Origin of the sequence: Gordonia sp. CPCC 205515 (assembly GCF_048537925.1) — a bacterium.
Classification (GTDB): domain Bacteria; phylum Actinomycetota; class Actinomycetes; order Mycobacteriales; family Mycobacteriaceae; genus Gordonia.
Genome location: NZ_JBCLVJ010000002.1, coordinates 448,977 through 466,915 on the forward strand (window position 1 = coordinate 448,977; position 17,939 = coordinate 466,915).

The following is a 17,939-nucleotide window of genomic DNA, read 5'->3' on the forward strand; positions in this document are numbered from 1 at the left end:
CTGCGTGCGAGAGTATCTGGTGCTGGGTCCGCTCGAGGTGCGCCGCGATGGCCGCGCCCTCGAGCTCGGGCCACCGAAACAGCGTGCGGTGCTCGTCGCATTGCTGCTCGCGCGCGGCGGGATCGTCGGGACCGACCGACTGATCGGCGCGGTGTGGGGTGCCGAGCCGCCGGCTGCGGCCACCACGAGCCTGCAGGCCTACATCTCCAATCTCCGTCGCGCCCTGCGGCATAGTGGGGAACCGTCGCCGATCGGCCGGGTCAGCGGCGGCTACCGCCTCGACCTCGCCGACGACCGTCTCGACCTCGCCGACTTCGGCCGTCTCGTCGACGCCGCGCGCACGGCCCGCGACGGGCACCGGTGGGATGACGCCCTCGAGTCCTCGACCGACGCGCTCGCACTCTGGCGCGGAGAACCCGAGGCCATCGCCGATCGGGAAAGTTCGTGGATCACTGCCGAATACGCGTCGCTCGACGAGTTGCATGCCGCCGTCGGCGAAACCCACACCACCGCCTTGCTCGCCATCGGTGACGTCGGCGGCGCGTTGAGTGAGATCGTCGCCCTGCGCGCACGTGATCGGTTGCGGGACCGCGGGGTGTGGTTGCACATGGTCGCGCTCTACCGGGCGGGCCGGCCCACCGAGGCGCTCGAGGTCTATGCCGATCATCAGCGCACCCTCGGAACCGAACTCGGCCTCGACCCGAGTGCCGAACTCGTCGAACTACACCGCGCGATCCTGCACCACGATCCAGTCATCGCGGCCTGGCCCCGCCCGCCGCACTGGTCCGGGGCCCCCGCCGTGCCCGAACCGAAGGAGGACGAGGGGACTCCGACGGCAGAGCCAAGGCGCACTGACCATTTCGCGTCGCCGGCGCCCGATGCCGGCGCGCTGGTGGGGCGGGAAGCCGAGCTCGCACAGTTACGTTCGGCGCTGGCCACGACGCGTGTCCGGGTCGGCTGGGCACTGCTGACCGGACCACCCGGAATCGGCAAGAGTCGCCTGGCCGAAGAGGTTTCGAGTTGGGCGACCGAGCGCGGTGAACGCGTGGTGTGGGTGCGCTGCCCCGAGGCCGACGGCATCCCGGCCTGGTGGCCGATGCGGCAACTGTGCCGGGCACTCGACGCCGACCCTTCCGACGTGCTCGCCATCCCGGCCGGGGCTGACGCCGACACCGCCCGATTCGCCGTCTACGAGAACCTCCAGACAATACTGGAGGCGGCGGCATCCCGGACCCCGCTCACCGTCGTCGTCGACGACATCCAGTGGGCGGACCCGATGTCGGTGGGACTGCTGATCTATCTCACCACCGCACTGCAGCAGCTACCGATCGCTGTCGTGGCCACGGTTCGCGAGGACGAAGGCGGGCCGGACGTCGAGCGATTCCGAACTGCCGTCACCCGGGTGGGTGGAGCGCATATCGAAGTGGGACAGCTCAATCGGGACGAGGTCACCCAACTCGTCCGTGCGGTCGCCGACGAAACCCTGGCGCCCGGTGAGATCGACACCCTCACCCGCCGCACCGGCGGCAACCCCCTCTTCGTCTCCGAGTTCGCCCGGCTCCCGGCCGAAGAGCGGCGCCGCGAGATGATCCCCGCGCGCGTGCGGTCCGTGCTCGGCGCGCGGCTGACATCGCTGGACCCCACCGTGCTGGAGATCCTCGGTCACGCCGCAGTTCTCGGCGAAGAGATCGACGTGACCCTACTGGCCGCGGTCACCGAACGCGACCTCGACGAACTCGCGGACTGTCTCGACGAAGCGATCGACGAGCGCATCCTGGTGGTCGGAACCGGAAGCGGTCGAGCCAGATTCGCGCACGCCTTGCTCCGGGACGAAGCATTGGCGACGATCCGACCGTTACGGCGGTGCCGCATCCATCAACGCGTCGCCGATCTGCTCGACGGCTCCGACACCCCCGCAGCCACGGCCCGACGCGCCACGCATCTGCTCGCGGCGCTGCCCGTCGCCGACGCACACGACGCCGTCGCCGCCTGCCGGGACGCGGCGCGAGCGGCTACGGTCGAGTGGGATTCGGCGAACGCCGCACATTTCCTCCATGCCGCCCTGACCACTGCGGAAACGGCCGAACCGGACCGGGACGAGCGCGACGACCTGCTGATCGAATTGCTGGCGGCATGGGCCCGCGCCGGGCAGGTGCAGATGGTCCTGGAAACCGTGGAAACCAGGCTCTACGAAGCCATTCGGGCGGGCAACCCCGCGACTGTCGGTCGGTTGGCGAGTGCGCTGATCCGGGCGGGCGGGGCATGGCCGTGGATCGGCCCACACATCGACAACGCCTCCCTTCAGGCGGCATTGGTCGACGCCGAACAGTTCGTCGCCGACGACCCGTCGAGTCTGGCGCGGGTGCTGGCGGCCGCGGCGATCGGTCAGTGCTATCACCGGGATTCGGCAGTGCCCGCAGGGCTGCTGACCCGTGCCGAACAGTTCGCGGAGCACCTCGACGACGCGATCGTCGCCGACGTCACCCTCGCCCGACTGATCACCTATTCCGGTGTCGCCGAACATGCCTCGGCCGCAGCGCCACTCGCCGAACGCCTCCGCGGCCTGCACCATCCCGATCGCGACGTGGACGGCGTCATCCTCGACGCGGTGCTCACCATGAGCACGATGGCCCTCGGCGACGTCGCTGCCACCGAACGCCATGTGCGGCGCGGCATCGCCGGCAGCGAACGACTGCGATTGCCGATTCTGCGCGCCCAGCTGCGGTGGATGGAGGCGTCGCTGGCCGTGTGGCACGGCGAATTCGACCGCGCCAAAGAGCATTTCCGCACCGCGGTCGCGGTACACGAGCAGACCGAACTCTACGTCGCCGGCAGCGGCGCGATCGCCATGATGGCCATGGCCACCGAACGCGGGCTGCTCGACGAGTTCGTCGACACCGGCGGACTCGACCCGGTGACCTGGGCGCGGACGGTGTCCGAGCAATTCAGCGACAACCACGTGGTCATCCTGCTGGCCGCCGGGGTCGCGAAGATCGCCGGCACCGACGGCGATCTGGACCTCGCCCGGTCGATGGTGAGCGCCTGGCTCGACGACTCCCGCGCGATGATCTGGACCTCCCTGGCGCAGGCGGTGCTGCTGGCCCACGTCGTCGCCGAGATCGGAGCCGCCGAATACGCCCAGCAGTTGATCGATTACCTCACGCCGTACCGAGACTTCATTGCCACCGTCGGACAGGTCGGATGCGTCGGACCGGTCGCCCTGGCGCTGGCCGAACTGCACTACCTGATCGGCGACCACCCCCGCGGCGACGAGATGCTGCAACGAGCCCGCGACGTATCGGTCAACGGCGGTGGTCTGCCGTCCGAACTGCGGTGCCGACTTCTCGCGGCCCGACGCCGACCGCCGACCGCGGTCACCGCCGCCGAGATCACCGAGGTGGAGTTCCGCGCCCGCTCCCTGGGCCTCGACCAACTCGCCGACACCGCCCGCACCATGCTCGCCCCGCGCTGAACAGGTCAGAGCTGAACGGACCTGCACTCCAAGGCGTCTCCAAGCGCGCGGCAAGCCGGTCGTCCGACGCTGTCGATGCGGTCGACACCGGCCGCTCCGCAACGCGGATACCGCCGAGTCCAGGAGCACCCATGACCATCAGCCGCAGTCTCGACCAAGCCGACATCGCCGCCCTGCGCAGCACTGTCCGCGGTGCGGTACATCGCCCCACCGATCCCGGTTATCCGATCGACGGTTTCAACGTCGCCGTGTCGCGTCGGCCATGGGCGGTCGTCGATGTTCTCGATGCCGACGACGTCGCCGCGGTGGTGGCGTTCGCGGGCGACGCCGGCATGACCGTCGCGGTTCACTCCACCGGTCACGGCGGCACACAGATCGACGGGCACTCCATCGTCGTGCGGACCGGCCTCCTCGACGTCTGCAACGTCGATCCCGAGAAGCGGGTGGCGCGCATCGGTGCCGGAGTGCGCTGGCAGACGGTGCTCGACGCCGCCGCACCGCACGGACTCGCACCGCTGTGCGGATCGTCGACAACGGTGGGTGTCGCCGGATTCCTCAGCGGCGGCGGCATCGGCCCCCTGGTGCGCACCGTAGGCGCGTCGTCGGATCACGCCCGATCCATCACCGTGGTCACCGGGGACGGCGAGATCATCATCGCGACCCCGGAACTCAATCCGGAACTGTTCTGGGGTCTGCGTGGCGGCAAGGCCACGCTCGGGATCATCACCGAGGTCACCGTGGACCTCCTCCCGGTTCCCGAGATCTACGGTGGGGCACTCTATTTCGACGGTTCTGAAGCAGACCGGATCGTGCGGGCCTGGCGGGACTGGGCGCTGGCGTTGCCGCGGGTGGCCAATACGTCGCTGGCTCTGTTGCGACTACCCGAGATGCCCGGTGTGCCACCGATGTTGGCCGGACGGCTCACCGTCGCGGTCCGCTATGCAGGCATCGGTGACCTCGCCGACCACGCCGAGATCCTCGCCCCCATGCGCGCGGTGACCACACCGTTGCTCGATGCCGTGGGCCCGATGCCGTATGCGGCGATCGGTGCCATCCACGCCGACCCGGTCGATCCCATGCCCACACACGAGGGCGCGGCCCTGCTGCATGACCTGCCCGACGACGCCATCGATGCGCTGCTCGACGCGACCGGACCGACGTCGGGGTCGGCGCTCACCGTCGTCGAAATGCGGCTGCTCGGCGGCGCGTTCGCGGACGAACCGACGGTGCGCAGCGCGCTGTGCCATCGCGACGCCGCTCTGACCCTGACCACCATCGGCGTGCTGGCTCCGCCGATCGCCGAGGCGGTGATCGGCGACAGCGGCCGGACGATCGACGGGATGGCACCGTGGTCGACCGGCGGTCGCCTGCCGAACTTCGCTGCATCGTCCGACCCGGCGGTCAACGCCACGTGCTACGACGACGACACCCGGTCCTGGCTGGCCGCCCTCGCCGACCAACACGATCGGCGCGGAGTCCTGCGGGTGGGGCAGGTCATGCGGGCGTGAGCAACCCGCACCCTTGACAGCGGACGGCCGCACCCGCAATATAGTCATGCGCATAGAAAATATGCGATCGCATAGTTTCTGAGCCAAGCGCCGAACCCGAGGAGAACAATGAGCACACCCACCCGCACCGCCATCGTCACCGGAGCGGCACGAGGCATCGGCGCCGGAGTCGCGACCCGGCTGGCCCAGGACGGATTCGCCGTCGCCGTCGTCGATCTCGACGAGGTGGCCTGCAAAAAGGTCGCCGACGAGATCGCCGCGGCCGGCGGGACGGCGCTCGCTGTCGGGATCGACGTCGCCGACGAAGAAGCCGTCGCGACCGGCGTGGCGCGGATCGCCGAAGAACTCGGCGACCCCGTGGTACTGGTCAACAACGCCGGCATCATCCGGGACAATCTGCTGTTCAAGATGGCGACCAGCGACTGGGATGCGGTGATGGGGGTCCACCTGCGCGGTGCATTCCTGATGAGCCGCGCGGCGCAGGCGTACATGACCAAGGCCCGCTGGGGGCGCATCGTCAACCTGTCGAGCACCTCCGCGCTCGGTAACCGCGGCCAGGCCAACTATGCCGCCGCCAAGGCCGGCGTCCAGGGCTTCACCAAGACCCTGGCGCTCGAGCTCGGCAAGTTCGGTGTCACCGCCAACGCGATCGCTCCGGGCTTCATCGAGACCGACATGACCGCGGCGACCGCGGAACGTATGGGCATCGGATTCGACGACTTCAAGAAGCATATGGCCGCGGAGATTCCGGTCGCGCGAACCGGCACCCCCGCCGACATCGCCGCCGCCGTCTCGTTCTTCGCCAGCGAGGGAGCGGGTTTCGTGTCCGGTCAGGTGCTGTACGTGGCCGGCGGACCGAAGGACTGAACGTCGGCGACTGTTCGCACGCAACATCTTTGAGCGTCCACCCGGACCGGCCGGGATGCTTGTATAGTGCGTCGGTAGGTCTCGGCGGTGTACCTGGTGGTGCGAGAGGATGGTGCGGACGTGGCTACGCGTGGTTCTGACGGAGTCGCGTCAGTGGGCACGTCCAAGGCGGCCGCACGCATTCGCGCGGCGGCCACCGAGATCTTCGCCACGAAAGGCTATGGCGCGACGTCGACCCGCGAGATCGCCGCGAGCCTCGACCTGAGTCCGGGCGCGGTGTACCCGCACTACAAGACCAAAGAGTCACTGCTGTACGCGGTCAGCCTCGAGGGGCACAACGCCGCGCTCGAGACACTCCGGAAGGCCGACGACCCGACTCGGCCGCCGGCGTGGCGTCTGGCGTCGGTGGTCACCGCGTACGTGCACCACCACGCGCGCTTCCATGCGCAGGCGCGGGTCGTGCAGTACGAACTGAGATCGCTGACACCCGAACACTTTCGGACGATCAATCGGCTTCGGCGGAAGACGTCGGACGTCTTCACCGACATCGTCGACGCCGGGGAGGCGAGCGGCGACTTCGACACCGTCGACACTGACGCCGCCGTTCTCGCGATCATCGCGCTGTGTGTCGACGTCAGTCGCTGGTTCCCGTCGCGGCGATATTCCAATGCCGATGTGCTTGCCGCGCGGTACGTCGAATTGGCTTTGCGCATGGTCGGATCCAACGCCGGCGAGTGAGAATCGTCTCCGGCCATTGAGTTCGCCGTCGCCCTGATATATACAAATGCATAGAAACTATGCACTTCGCTAGTTTTGCAAGAAATGCCGTGCCGCAATCGGATAACGGTGGAATGGAGTCTCCATGAGAGAAGCAGTTGTTGTCTCGACGGCGCGGACGCCGATCGGTAAGGCCTTTCGCGGTGCGTTCAACGACACGCAAGGCCAAGAGTTGGCTGGGCACGCGATCAAGCATGCGGTGCAGCGCGCCGGGCTCGAGGGCGGCGAGGTCGAGGACGTCGTGTTCGGCTGCGCCTTGCAGCAGGGCTCGACCGGCGGCAACGTCGCCCGCCAGGCGTTGTTGCGTGCCGGACTGCCCGACACGGTGTCCGGCATGAGCCTGGATCGGCAGTGCGCGTCAGGCTTGATGGCGATTGCGACCGCGGCCAAGCAGATCGTGCACGACGGCATGCAGATCACCATCGGTGGTGGGGTCGAATCGATCTCGCTGGTGCAGAACGACCATATGAACGGCTACCGGGCCACCGACCCGTGGCTGCAGGAGCATGTGCCGGCCACCTACATGCCGATGCTGCATACCGCGGAGATCGTCGCCGAGCGCTACCAGGTGAGCCGCGAGCGGCAGGACGAACTGGCGCTGCTCTCTCAGCAACGCACGGCGGCCGCGCAAGCGGCCGGCCGGTTCGCCGACGAGATCGTGCCGCTGACGTCGCGGATGAAGGTGGTGGACAAGCAGACCGGTGAGGTGTCCGAGCGTGAGGTGACACTGACCGACGACGAGGGTAATCGCCCGTCCACCACGCTGGAATCCCTCGCCGGACTCAAGACGGTGCTGCCCGACGGACAGATCACCGCGCACTCGTCGATCACCGCGGGCAACGCGTCCCAGCTGTCCGACGGTGCGTCCGCGTCGGTGCTGATGGAGGCCGGCGAGGCGTCGCGGCGTGGGTTGACGCCGCTGGGCACCTACCGGGGCATGGCCGTCGCCGGCTGCGCCCCCGACGAGATGGGTATCGGTCCGGTCTTCGCGATCCCGAAGCTGCTCAAGCAGCACGACCTGACCATCGACGACATCGGCCTCTGGGAACTCAACGAGGCCTTCGCCTCGCAGGCGGTGTACTGCCGTGACGAGCTCGGCATCGATCCGGAGCGGTTCAACGTCGACGGCGGCGGGATCTCCGTCGGTCACCCCTACGGCATGACCGGCGCCCGGCTCGTCGGGCATTCGTTGATAGAGGGCAAGCGTCGTGGGGTGCGGTATGTCGTGATCACCATGTGTGTCGGTGGCGGTATGGGTGCCGCGGGATTGTTCGAAGTGGCGCTCTGATCGATCATCTGGGGCCCTCTGCAACTGGCACAATCGGCCGCACACCGATATGTATGGGCGGGAAGATCCGGTACGAGCGAGCGGCAGAGGGGCCACCAGATGAGTTTCACCACAGCGAACGGCACGCGGGGTAGCCGCCAGCCGGGCGGATTGCTGCTACGCGTCGGGAACAGCGTCGTCATGACGCTCCTCCGCAAGGGCAAGAGCGGCAAGATCTTCGGTGAGTCACCGGGCCTGGTGCTGACGACGGTCGGCCGCAAGAGCGGCGAGGAGCGGACCAACCCGGTGAGCTGGTTTCCCGGCGAGAACGGCAGCCGGCTCATCGTCGCATCGGCCAATGGTGCCGCCAAGAACCCCGCCTGGTACTACAACATCGCGAGCAACCCGGACAAGGTGCGCATCGAGGTCGACGGCCGCAAGGTCGCGGTGCGGGCCGAGCAACTGAACGGGGAGGAACGCGCCAAGGCGTGGCGTCAGATCGCGGATTCCTCGGAGCGGTTTGCGAAGTATCAGGAGCAGACCGACCGCGAACTGCCGGTCATCCGGCTCACCGAACGCGAATCCTGACCGCCCGATTCGCGAACTTCCCAGCCCCGGCGGCCGGCGATCGCCGGCTGCCGGGAATTGGATGCCCGCCGACACGCGTTTATCCTTGGCAACGACATGTCCATGCCCTCCCGCGCCCCGGTCTACCTCGATCACGCCGCGTCGACTGCGATGCTGCCCGACGCCATCGAGGCGATGACCGCTGTCTACGCCCAGCCCGGTAACGCCTCGTCACTGCACGGTTCCGGCCGCTGGTCCCGCCGCCGGCTCGAAGAGGCCCGTGAATCGATCGCCCGCTCGATCGGCGCACGCCCGTCGGAGGTCATCATCACCAGCGGCGGCACCGAGGCCGACAACCTCGCCGTCAAGGGCATCTACTGGGCACGACGCAAGCAGAATCCGGATCGTCGTCGGGTCATCGTGTCCGCCGTCGAGCACCATGCAGTCCTCGATCCCGCGGGATGGCTCGCCGAGGCCGACGACGCCGAACTCGTGGTCTTGCCGGTCGACGCGGACGGCACCGTCTCGCTGACCGCGCTGCGCGATGAGCTCGCCGAACACGCAGAGCGCACCGCCCTGATCTCGGTGATGTGGGCCAACAACGAGGTCGGCACCATCGAACCGATTGCCGAGGTCGCTGCGCTCGGCGCCGAGTTCGGGGTACCCGTGCACTCCGACGCCGTGCAGGCCGTAGGACATATCCCGGTCGACTTCGGTGCCAGCGGCCTGTCCGCGATGAGCATCGCCGCGCACAAGTTCGGCGGACCCCAGGGCATCGGCGCGCTGCTGCTGCGCCGCGACGTCGACTGCGTGCCGCTGCTGCACGGCGGCGGCCACGAACGCGACGTGCGTTCGGGCACCCAGGACGTCGCCGGTGCGGTCGGCATGGCGACCGCCCTCGCGCACGCCGTCGAGCACCTCGCCACTGACGCCGAGTCGGTGGCGCAGCGCCGTAATCGACTCCTCGACATCCTCCTGGACCTGCCGGGCACCCGAATCAACGGCCCGATCGGTGCCGATCGGCTGCCGGGCAACGCGCACGTCTCGTTCGAGGGCTGCGAGGGCGACTCGTTGCTGATGCTGCTCGACGCCAACGGCGTCGAATGCTCTACCGGTTCGGCCTGCACCGCCGGTGTCGCCCAGGCCAGCCACGTGCTGCTGGCCATGGGACTCGACGTGGCCACCGCACGCGGATCGCTGCGGTTCTCGCTGGCGCCGACCACCACCGACGCCGACATCGACGCCGTGGCCGAGGTCATCGGCGAGGTCGTCGACCGTGCGCGGGCCGCAGGTCTGGTGTCGTCACCGAGCGGAAAGGGACGCTGATGCGGGTACTGGTCGCCATGAGTGGCGGGGTCGATTCCTCGGTCGCCGCCGCGCGGGCCGTCGACGCCGGGCACGACGTCGTCGGCGTGCACCTCGCGCTGTCGACGGCACCGGGTGCGCTGCGCACCGGATCGCGGGGCTGCTGCTCCAAGGAGGACGCCTCCGACGCCCGGCGCGTCGCCGACGTCCTGGGCATCCCGTTCTACGTGTGGGACTTCGCCGACCGCTTCAAGGACGACGTGATCGACGAGTTCGTCGCGGCCTACGCCGCAGGCGAGACCCCGAATCCGTGCCTGACCTGCAACGAGAAGATCAAGTTCGCCGCGCTGTCGCAGAAGGCGATGGCCCTCGGCTTCGATGCGCTGGCCACCGGGCACTACGCGCAGCTGGCCGACGGTGAGCTGCGTCGTGCCGTCGACGACGACAAGGACCAGTCCTACGTCCTTGCGGTGCTGACCCGCGAGCAGCTCGACCGCGCCATGTTCCCGATCGGCGACACCCCCAAGGCACAGATCCGCGCCGAGGCCGCCGAGCGTGGCCTGATCACCGCGGACAAGCCGGATTCCCACGACATCTGCTTCATCCCGACCGGTGACACCCGCGCCTTCCTCGGCGCGCGAATCGGAATTCGCCCGGGCGCCGTCGTCGACGCCGACACCGGTGAGGCGCTCGCCGAACACGACGGCGTCCATGGCTTCACCATCGGCCAGCGCAAGGGCCTCGGCATCGAGGCACCCGCCGCCGACGGCAAGCCCCGCTACGTCACCGGCATCGACCCCGACTCCGGCACCGTCACCGTCGGCTCCGCCGAGCACCTCGACGTCTGGTCGATCACTGCGCATCGCGCCGTGTGGACCTCGGGTCAGGTCCCCGACGGTCCCGTCGAGGCCATGGTGCAGGTACGCGCCCACGGTGGCCTCGCGCCCGTGGTCGCCACCCCGACCGTCGACGCCGACGGCGCACCGATGATCGAGATCGCCCTGCGCGAGCCGCTCACCGGAGTTGCCCGGGGACAGGCCGCGGTGCTCTACCTGCCCGACGCCGATCGTGGCGACCTTGTCCTCGGCTGCGGTCGCATCCTGGCCACCGACTCCGACCCGGCGTCCGGCGCGGCGGTACACCCGGTCGCCTCCGGCGTCGACGCGTGAACCTGCCGACCGGGGTCGGCACCGGCATTGGCTCGATGCCGGGCACCGACCCTCGTGAGACGGCCGCAATCATCAACGGCGAACTGGACTTTCCGCACCTGGCCGAACTCCCCGCGCGCGGTGCCGGAGCCGACATGATCGGCCGGATGGCGGCGATCCTCGTCGACCTGCCGATGGATGCCGGGGTCACCGGCTACCGCCTCGCCGGACGCGGGTCCGGCCTCGCTCGTCGCGCCCGCGACTTCCTGCGCGCCGATCTCGACGCCATCGAAGAACTCTGGGACACCGCAGGTTTCATCGGCAGCGGGCGACCGGTCAAGATCCAGCTCGCGGGGCCGTTCACGCTGTCGGCGTCGGTCGAATTACCGAATGGGCACAAGGCATTACGTGACACCGGCGCCTGGCGGGACGTGGTCGCCTCCACCGCCGAGGGCGCCCACGAACTCGTCGCGGAGGTCACCCGGCGTTTGGGTGCCGAGGTCATCGTGCAGCTCGACGAACCGATGATCGGCTCGGTCATCGACGGGGCGGTCACCCCACTCACCCGATTCGACACCATCCGCGCCGTCCCCGTCCAGGATGTCGTCGAATCCCTCACGCAGATCATCGAATACGTCGATCGGCCGGTCGTCGTGCACAGCTGCGCCGCACCGCGATGGGATCTGGTGGAGAAGCTTCGCGGGGTGGCGTGGTCGCTGGATGTGACCGCACCCGACTCCGCCGCGCTCGACGGCATCGGCGGGCTCATCGATCGCGGTGACGTGCTGATCGCCGGTGTCGTACCGAGCGCTCGCGGTGGACGCGACGTCCGTGCGGAGACGGTGGCGACCGGCCTGGCCGGCCTCGTCGATCGGATCGGCCTGAACCGAAAAGTGCTGGCGCAGAACATCCTTGTCAGCCCGACCTGTGGGTTGGCCGGAGCCACCCCAGAGTGGGCCAAGTCGGCACTGGGAATCTGCGCGAAGGCAGGGGAGTTGCTCGGCGCCGATCCGGATGCGCTCTGACTCACCCCTCGATGGTTGAGCAGCCCGCGAGGCGCGAGCTGAGCGAGCGTCTGTCGAAACCTCTCGGCCTCAGGTCGACGTCCCCACACTCGCACTGGCCTGCGCCGTCCCGAACTCCACGCCCTTGCGTTCCCGGCCGATCGCGGTCAGCACGATCACCGAGATCAGCACCGGCACGATGGTGACCGTCAGTGCGAACGGGTACCCGTGGCTGCCGGCGATCGCCTCCTGGATGGGCAGGTTGAACGCGGCCAGGCAGTTGCCGAGCTGGTAGGTGACACCGGGGTAGAAGCCGCGGATCTCGTCGGGGGACAACTCGGTGAGATGGGCGGGGATGACACCCCACGCACCCTGCACCATCACCTGCATCAGGAATGAGCCGAGCGCCAGGCTGCCGGCGGTGGTGGAGTAGGCGAACAGCGGGACGATCGGCAGTGCGAGCAGCGCGCACGCGATGATCAGCACCTTGCGTCCGTACCGCTCCGATAGCGCACCGGCGATCAGGCCGCCGATGATCGCGCCGAGGTTGTAGATCACCGCGATCCAGGTGGCGGTGCTCTTGGCGAGTCCGGCGCCGAGGTCGTCGGTGGCCTTGAGGAACGTCGGATAGATGTCCTGGGTGCCGTGGCTCATCCAGTTGAAGGCGGTCATCAGCAGGATGAGGAAGATGAAGCGACGCCAGATCGCCGGATTCGACCAGATCTGGCGGGCGGAGGTTTGGGTCTGCTTCACTCGCTTGCGGGTGGCCTCCCATGCCGCCGACTCCTCGACGCGGGCCCGGATGAACAGGCTGATCAGCGCCGGGATGATGGACAACGCGAACATCCACCGCCAGTTCAGGCCCAACCAGGTGTTGAGCAGCAGGAAGGCGAGGGAGGCGCACAGGTAGCCCATCGAGTACCCGCTCTGCAGGAAGCCGGAGAAGAATCCGCGGCGCGACGCCGGGATCTTCTCCATGGCCAGCGCGGCCCCGAGGCCCCACTCGCCGCCCATCCCGATCCCGTAGAGCATGCGCAGCACCATCAGGATCCAGAAGTTGGGTGCGAACGCGCAGAGGAAGCCGACGATGCTGTAGAACGTGACATCGGCCATCAATGGGATACGACGGCCCTTGCGGTCGGCCCACATGCCGAAGATGAATGCGCCCACCGGACGCATGATCAGCGTCATGGTGGTGATCAGCGCCATCTGCGTCAGCGGTACGCCGAAGTCCTTGGCGATGTCGGCGTAGATCAGCACCACGAGGAAGTAGTCGAAGGCGTCCATTGCCCAGCCGAGGTAGGCGGCGGCGAAGGAGTTGCGCTGGTCCGGGGTCAATCGTTCTCGTGATGACGTGTTCGATGCCATGTCGGTACCTCCCACGCCTCACCCTAGACCCTTCGCAACGCGAAACAAGGGTCTTCGACGCGGTGCCCGAAATGTCGGATTTGATTGCCCGGCAAGCGGATACGCAGGTGGGTCAGTCGCGTTCAGGCAACTTGGCGATGGAGCGTTTCGGTGCCACCTGCCGGTAACTCGCATCGAGGAGTTCGCCGACCTCGGTCCAGTCCGTGTCGTCGTCGAGTAGCAGACCGAGCCACCCGTACGGCCCGAGGTAGGCGGGTAAGAAGAATCGTGAATCACCCAGCAGCGCTTGGCGTTCAGCCTCGTCGGGGATGAAGAGGATGCACTGGTCGTGGCGGACCTTGGTGCCCTTGACGCTGCCGCCGTAATTGCCGAACATCTTGCCGCACCGGAACGTTGGGCGACCGTGCGCGACCACTTCGGTGGCATCCGGGAGCGCGAGGGCGATCTCGCGCACCCGGACCAGAATGGGATCGTCGTCGTCGAACATGATGGGGTGCGGCATGGTCAGCTCCGTCCGGAGTCGGTGAGCAGCGCGTCGAAGTCGCCGTCGATCCAGGTGGCCAGCACCAGACCGGAGAAGGAGATCGTGGCGTGCTCCCCGGTGTGCTCGTCGGCTCGGTCGCACAGCCACCAGTGCGCGCCGGTGAACGAGGTGGACGTGCAGCGCGGGCGTGCCGGGTCGGTCTCGGGCGCGGTGTCGCCCACCCGCAGCGTGTCGACCTCGAAGTTCCGCAGTCGGTGATCGCGGGGTGTCATGGCGGCGTCTCCTTCGATTCTCCGACGGTCTGTCCCCACCGTAGCGTCCCGGTCGGACGAAATCGTGGCTGTCGGACCCCTTCGCTACGCTTTGAGGGTGGCAGAACAAGTCGGAACCCAGGACATCAGCGCCGACCTGCGTGAGCAGTGGTCGACGCTCGCCGACGAGATCCGTGACCACCAGTTCCGCTATTACGTCAAGGACTCGCCCATCATCACCGACGGCGAGTTCGACACCCTGCTGCGCAAACTGCAGGATCTCGAGGACCAGCACCCGGAACTTGCCGCACCCGACTCGCCGACCAAGCTCGTCGGCGGCGGCTTCTCCACCGCATTCACGCCGGTCGATCACCTCGAACGAATGATGTCCCTGGACAACGTCTTCGACTCCGACGAGATGCGGGCCTGGGTCGATCGCGTCGAGGCCGACACCGGGACCGGCGTGGAGTTCTTGTGCGAGTTGAAGATCGACGGTGTGGCGCTGAGCCTGGTGTACACCGACGGCGTCCTGACCCGCGCGGTCACCCGGGGTGACGGCCGCACCGGTGAGAACGTCACCCTCAATGCGCGCACCATCGAGGATGTGCCGCAACGACTTGCCGAGTCGACGACCTACCCGATCCCGCATGTGCTCGAGGTGCGCGGCGAGGTGTTCTTCCGGGTGGAGGACTTCGAGGCGCTCAACGCGTCGCTGGTCGAGGATGGCAAGGCACCCTTCGCCAACCCCCGTAATTCTGCCGCCGGATCGCTACGGCAGAAGAATCCGCAGATCACCGCCCGCCGCCGACTCCGAATGATCTGCCACGGCATCGGCCACACCGAGGGGTGGCGGCCGGAGTCGTTGCATGACGCGTACCTCGCGATCGGGGAGTGGGGCCTGCCGGTCTCCACGCACACCACCAAAGTCTCTGGCACCCAAGAGATCCTGGACAAGATCGCCTACTGGGGCGAGCATCGCCACGACGTCGAACACGAGATCGACGGCATCGTCGTCAAGGTCGACGACGTCACCCTGCAGCGTCGCCTCGGTGCGACGTCGCGGGCGCCGCGGTGGGCCATCGCCTACAAGTACCCACCGGAAGAGGCCACCACCACGCTGCTCGACATCAAGGTCGGCGTCGGCCGCACCGGCCGCGTCACCCCGTTCGCGTTCATGGAGCCCGTTCTCGTCGCCGGATCCACCGTGTCCCGCGCCACCCTGCACAACGAGTCCGAGGTCAAACGCAAGGGCGTGCTCATCGGGGACACCGTCACCATCCGCAAGGCCGGCGACGTGATCCCCGAGGTCCTCGGCCCGGTGGTCGACGTCCGCGACGGCAGTGAACGCGAGTTCGTGATGCCCACTCAGTGTCCGGAATGCGGGTCCGACCTACGTCCGGAGAAGGACAGCGACGTCGATATCCGTTGCCCCAATGCCGAATCCTGTCCGGCGCAGCTGCGGGAGCGGCTGTTCCACCTGGCCGGCCGCGGCTCCTTCGACATCGAGGCGCTCGGCTACGAGGCAGCCACCGCGCTGCTGACCTCCGGCGTCATCCACAACGAGGGCGATCTGTTCGGGCTGACCGCCGACGACCTCGTCAAGACCGACCTGTTCACCACCAAGGCGGGTGCACTCTCGGCCAACGGCAAACGCCTGCTCGCCAACCTCGACGGCGCCAAGAAGGTGGCGCTGTGGCGCGTCCTGGTCGGCCTGTCGATCCGGCACGTCGGCCCGACCGCCGCGCGGGCGCTGGCCACCGAGTTCGGTGCGTTGCAGGCCATCGAGGATGCGACCGTCGAGGATCTCGCCGGCGTCGAGGGCCTGGGCATGACACTCGCGCAGAGCATTCACGACTGGTTCACCGTCGACTGGCACCGCGAGATCGTCGAGAAATGGCGCGCCGCAGGCGTTTCCATGGAGGATGAGCGCGACGACTCCATCGCACGAACCCTTGAGGGCAAGACGATCGTCGTCACCGGATCGCTGCAGGACTTCTCCCGCGACGGCGCCAAGGAGGCGATCCTGGTGCGCGGCGGCAAGGCGTCGGGCTCGGTGTCGAAAAAGACGGACTACGTCGTCGTCGGGGACTCACCGGGCAGCAAGGCGGACAAGGCCGAACAACTCGGCGTCCCGGTGCTCGATGAGGACGCGTTCAAGGTGTTGCTGGAAACGGGGGAGGGACCGGCTACCGAGTGAGGTCCAGTGCTCAGCCCTCTGCGCGCAGGACTGTCGACACGATCCCCGCGAGGTAGCCGAGGCGGGCGATCTCCGACGGCCGGAAATCGGGCCCGCCGATGCGGCCGAGCAGAATCGCCTTGTCGCCCTTGCCCAGTGGTGCCGCGGCCATCCGCATGTCCATGTCCTGCCAGGCCTGCGGCACCCAGTCCGCTTCCGAATCCAGTTGCGCCGCATGTTCGATCGGCAACCAGTCGACGTGACCGAGCGGGGTTTCCGGGGCGCCGGAACTGCCGAACAGTTGCAGCACACCGCCACTGGCGTCGGTGACGACTGTCGCCCAGGACACGCGCAACACCCGTGGCGCGTTGTCGACGAGGACCTGCAGCCGATCCCGGCCGGCCGTGGCGACCTGATCGACGAGCTCGAGTTCCCGATGGGTGTCGAGGAGTCCGGCGTAGGGGCGGATGGAATCGACTCGCACTCCCTTCACCTTCTCGGCAGCCGTGATCAGGCTGTCGGGGAGGGCGCCGGGGGCCACGTCGACCACCAGGTCGTCGACGGCATAGCCGTCGCCGCGCTCGACAACCTCCAGCGAGAGGATGTCAGCGCCCACCGAGCCGAGCTGGACGGCGAGCAGTCCGAGGCTGCCCGGCCGATCTTCGAGGTAGACCCGCAACAGGTAGGACACGGCCGCAATTGTCGCACTGCGCCGTGTCGGGCGTGTGACGAGCCACGCGCGCCTGTGTCACACGTGACATCGGTGGCCGATGACTGCGCGGGCCGCCCGACCGCGCGACCATGGACCCCATGGATTCGGACAACGGTGGATCGACGCAGGTCACTGCATCGGTCGCGCGGCGCATCACGCCTGGTCGGGAGCATGAGTTCGTCGGCTGGACCGACGCCGGCATCGCGCTGGCACGCACCTTCCCGGGATTTCTCGGCGGCGGCTGGCTGCGGAACTCGCGCATCAGTGACGAGTATTACGTCGTCTACCGATTCGCTGACGATCAGACGATGGACGACTGGCAGCGCTCGCCGGTGCGCAAGGCGTGGCTCTCCCGTGGTGAAGGTGTTGCCGTCGAGTACGCCACCCACCGACTCTCCGGCATCGAGGGCTGGTTCGAGCCGCAACAGCATCGGACCGAGGCCGTCCGGGTGGTCGGTGCGCCACCACCGCGCTGGAAGCAGGCGATCACCATCTGGCTGGGCTTCTTCCCGCTGTCGCTGGTGATCAATTACGGCGTCATCGCGCATCTCGGCGATCTGCCGCTCGCGGCCAAGACGCTCATCGCGACACTGATCAACACCCCGCTGATGGTCTACCTCGTCCTGCCGTGGATCACCGCTCGGCTACACCGATGGTTGTCGTGAGTCAGTGTTGGCCGGGCGCCAACTGTTCGACGCCGACTGCGGTGCCGTAAGCGCAGACCTCGATGCCGGTGCCACCGAACTCGGTGGTCTCGAACCGGAACGCCACCACGGCATTGGCGCCGCGCTGCTGGGCCTCCTCTGCCAACCGGTGCAGCGCCTCCTGGCGGCAGTCGTGCAGGAGTTGGGTGATGCCCTTGAGTTCGCCGCCGGCCATGGACTTGAATCCGGCACCGATATTCGAGCCGATGTTTCGGGAGCGCACGGTGAGGCCGAAGCACTCGCCGAACGTATGGGCGATGCGGTAGCCGGGAATGTCATTCGTTGTGACGATGATCATTTCTCCACGGTACGGCCGACGCCGATGCAGG

Annotated in this window: 16 protein-coding genes; 11 read left to right on the forward strand and 5 right to left on the reverse strand. The window is 68.0% G+C overall.

From position 1 onward, the window contains the following. Positions 1 to 4: 4 nt before the first annotated feature. The 9 genes from AAFP30_RS02390 (at position 5) to AAFP30_RS02430 (ending at position 11,936) form a co-directional block, all read left to right on the forward strand. A complete protein-coding gene (locus tag AAFP30_RS02390; RefSeq protein WP_419228224.1) occupies positions 5 to 3,472 on the forward strand; it encodes a BTAD domain-containing putative transcriptional regulator in 3,468 nt (1,155 codons plus the stop codon). Positions 3,473 to 3,603: 131 nt separating this feature from the next. After that, a complete protein-coding gene (locus AAFP30_RS02395) occupies positions 3,604 to 4,980 on the forward strand; it encodes an FAD-binding oxidoreductase (protein WP_419228225.1) in 1,377 nt (458 codons plus the stop codon). Between the two features lie 108 nt (positions 4,981 to 5,088). After that, positions 5,089 to 5,847, forward strand: coding sequence for an SDR family oxidoreductase (locus AAFP30_RS02400; RefSeq protein ID WP_419228226.1), 759 nt, complete (start codon positions 5,089 to 5,091; stop codon positions 5,845 to 5,847). A gap of 153 nt (positions 5,848 to 6,000) precedes the next feature. After that, complete coding sequence (locus tag AAFP30_RS02405; protein ID WP_419228227.1) at positions 6,001 to 6,585, forward strand: TetR/AcrR family transcriptional regulator; 585 nt, start codon at positions 6,001 to 6,003, stop codon at positions 6,583 to 6,585. A 124-nt stretch (positions 6,586 to 6,709) separates the two neighbouring features. Then, on the forward strand, positions 6,710 to 7,912 hold the full coding sequence (locus AAFP30_RS02410; RefSeq protein ID WP_419228228.1) for an acetyl-CoA C-acyltransferase: 1,203 nt from the start codon (positions 6,710 to 6,712) through the stop codon (positions 7,910 to 7,912). Between the two features lie 99 nt (positions 7,913 to 8,011). Then, a complete protein-coding gene (locus tag AAFP30_RS02415) occupies positions 8,012 to 8,479 on the forward strand; it encodes a nitroreductase/quinone reductase family protein (protein WP_419228229.1) in 468 nt (155 codons plus the stop codon). 102 nt (positions 8,480 to 8,581) lie between these two features. Then, positions 8,582 to 9,784, forward strand: coding sequence for a cysteine desulfurase family protein (locus AAFP30_RS02420; protein ID WP_419228648.1), 1,203 nt, complete (start codon positions 8,582 to 8,584; stop codon positions 9,782 to 9,784). Beyond that, positions 9,784 to 10,932, forward strand: a complete 1,149-nt coding sequence (gene mnmA, locus AAFP30_RS02425) for a tRNA 2-thiouridine(34) synthase MnmA (protein ID WP_419228230.1) — start codon at positions 9,784 to 9,786, stop codon at positions 10,930 to 10,932. The genes AAFP30_RS02420 and mnmA overlap by 1 nt, the downstream gene beginning before the upstream one ends. Continuing rightward, on the forward strand, positions 10,929 to 11,936 hold the full coding sequence (locus AAFP30_RS02430) for a vitamin-B12 independent methionine synthase (RefSeq protein WP_419228231.1): 1,008 nt from the start codon (positions 10,929 to 10,931) through the stop codon (positions 11,934 to 11,936). Before mnmA ends, AAFP30_RS02430 begins: the two co-directional genes overlap by 4 nt. Before the next feature lie 69 nt (positions 11,937 to 12,005). On the opposite strand, the gene AAFP30_RS02435 is transcribed toward AAFP30_RS02430, so the two are convergent. From AAFP30_RS02435 to AAFP30_RS02445, 3 genes are all read right to left on the reverse strand, one after another. Continuing rightward, a complete protein-coding gene (locus AAFP30_RS02435) occupies positions 12,006 to 13,283 on the reverse strand; it encodes an MFS transporter (RefSeq protein WP_419228232.1) in 1,278 nt (425 codons plus the stop codon). 112 nt (positions 13,284 to 13,395) lie between these two features. Then, positions 13,396 to 13,785 carry an MmcQ/YjbR family DNA-binding protein gene (locus tag AAFP30_RS02440; protein WP_419228233.1) on the reverse strand — a complete coding sequence of 130 codons (390 nt, stop codon included), beginning with the start codon at positions 13,783 to 13,785 and terminating at the stop codon, positions 13,396 to 13,398. Positions 13,786 to 13,787: 2 nt separating this feature from the next. Next, a complete protein-coding gene (locus tag AAFP30_RS02445) occupies positions 13,788 to 14,039 on the reverse strand; it encodes a hypothetical protein (RefSeq protein WP_419228234.1) in 252 nt (83 codons plus the stop codon). A 97-nt stretch (positions 14,040 to 14,136) separates the two neighbouring features. Between AAFP30_RS02445 and ligA the strand changes: the two genes are divergently transcribed. Beyond that, positions 14,137 to 16,215 (forward strand): NAD-dependent DNA ligase LigA, encoded by a 2,079-nt coding sequence (ligA, locus tag AAFP30_RS02450; protein WP_419228235.1) that lies wholly within the window; start codon positions 14,137 to 14,139, stop codon positions 16,213 to 16,215. A 10-nt stretch (positions 16,216 to 16,225) separates the two neighbouring features. Here the strand turns inward: ligA and AAFP30_RS02455 are convergent, their stop codons facing one another. Next, positions 16,226 to 16,894 carry an amino acid-binding protein gene (locus AAFP30_RS02455; RefSeq protein ID WP_419228649.1) on the reverse strand — a complete coding sequence of 223 codons (669 nt, stop codon included), beginning with the start codon at positions 16,892 to 16,894 and terminating at the stop codon, positions 16,226 to 16,228. Between the two features lie 110 nt (positions 16,895 to 17,004). Between AAFP30_RS02455 and AAFP30_RS02460 the strand changes: the two genes are divergently transcribed. After that, on the forward strand, positions 17,005 to 17,571 hold the full coding sequence (locus AAFP30_RS02460; protein WP_419228236.1) for an antibiotic biosynthesis monooxygenase: 567 nt from the start codon (positions 17,005 to 17,007) through the stop codon (positions 17,569 to 17,571). 1 nt (position 17,572) lies between these two features. Here AAFP30_RS02460 and AAFP30_RS02465 read toward each other — a convergent pair whose 3' ends face one another. Continuing rightward, the gene (locus AAFP30_RS02465) at positions 17,573 to 17,908 is read right to left on the reverse strand and encodes a YbjQ family protein (protein WP_419228237.1); all 336 of its coding nucleotides are present in this window, start codon (positions 17,906 to 17,908) and stop codon (positions 17,573 to 17,575) included. Positions 17,909 to 17,939: the final 31 nt, after the last annotated feature.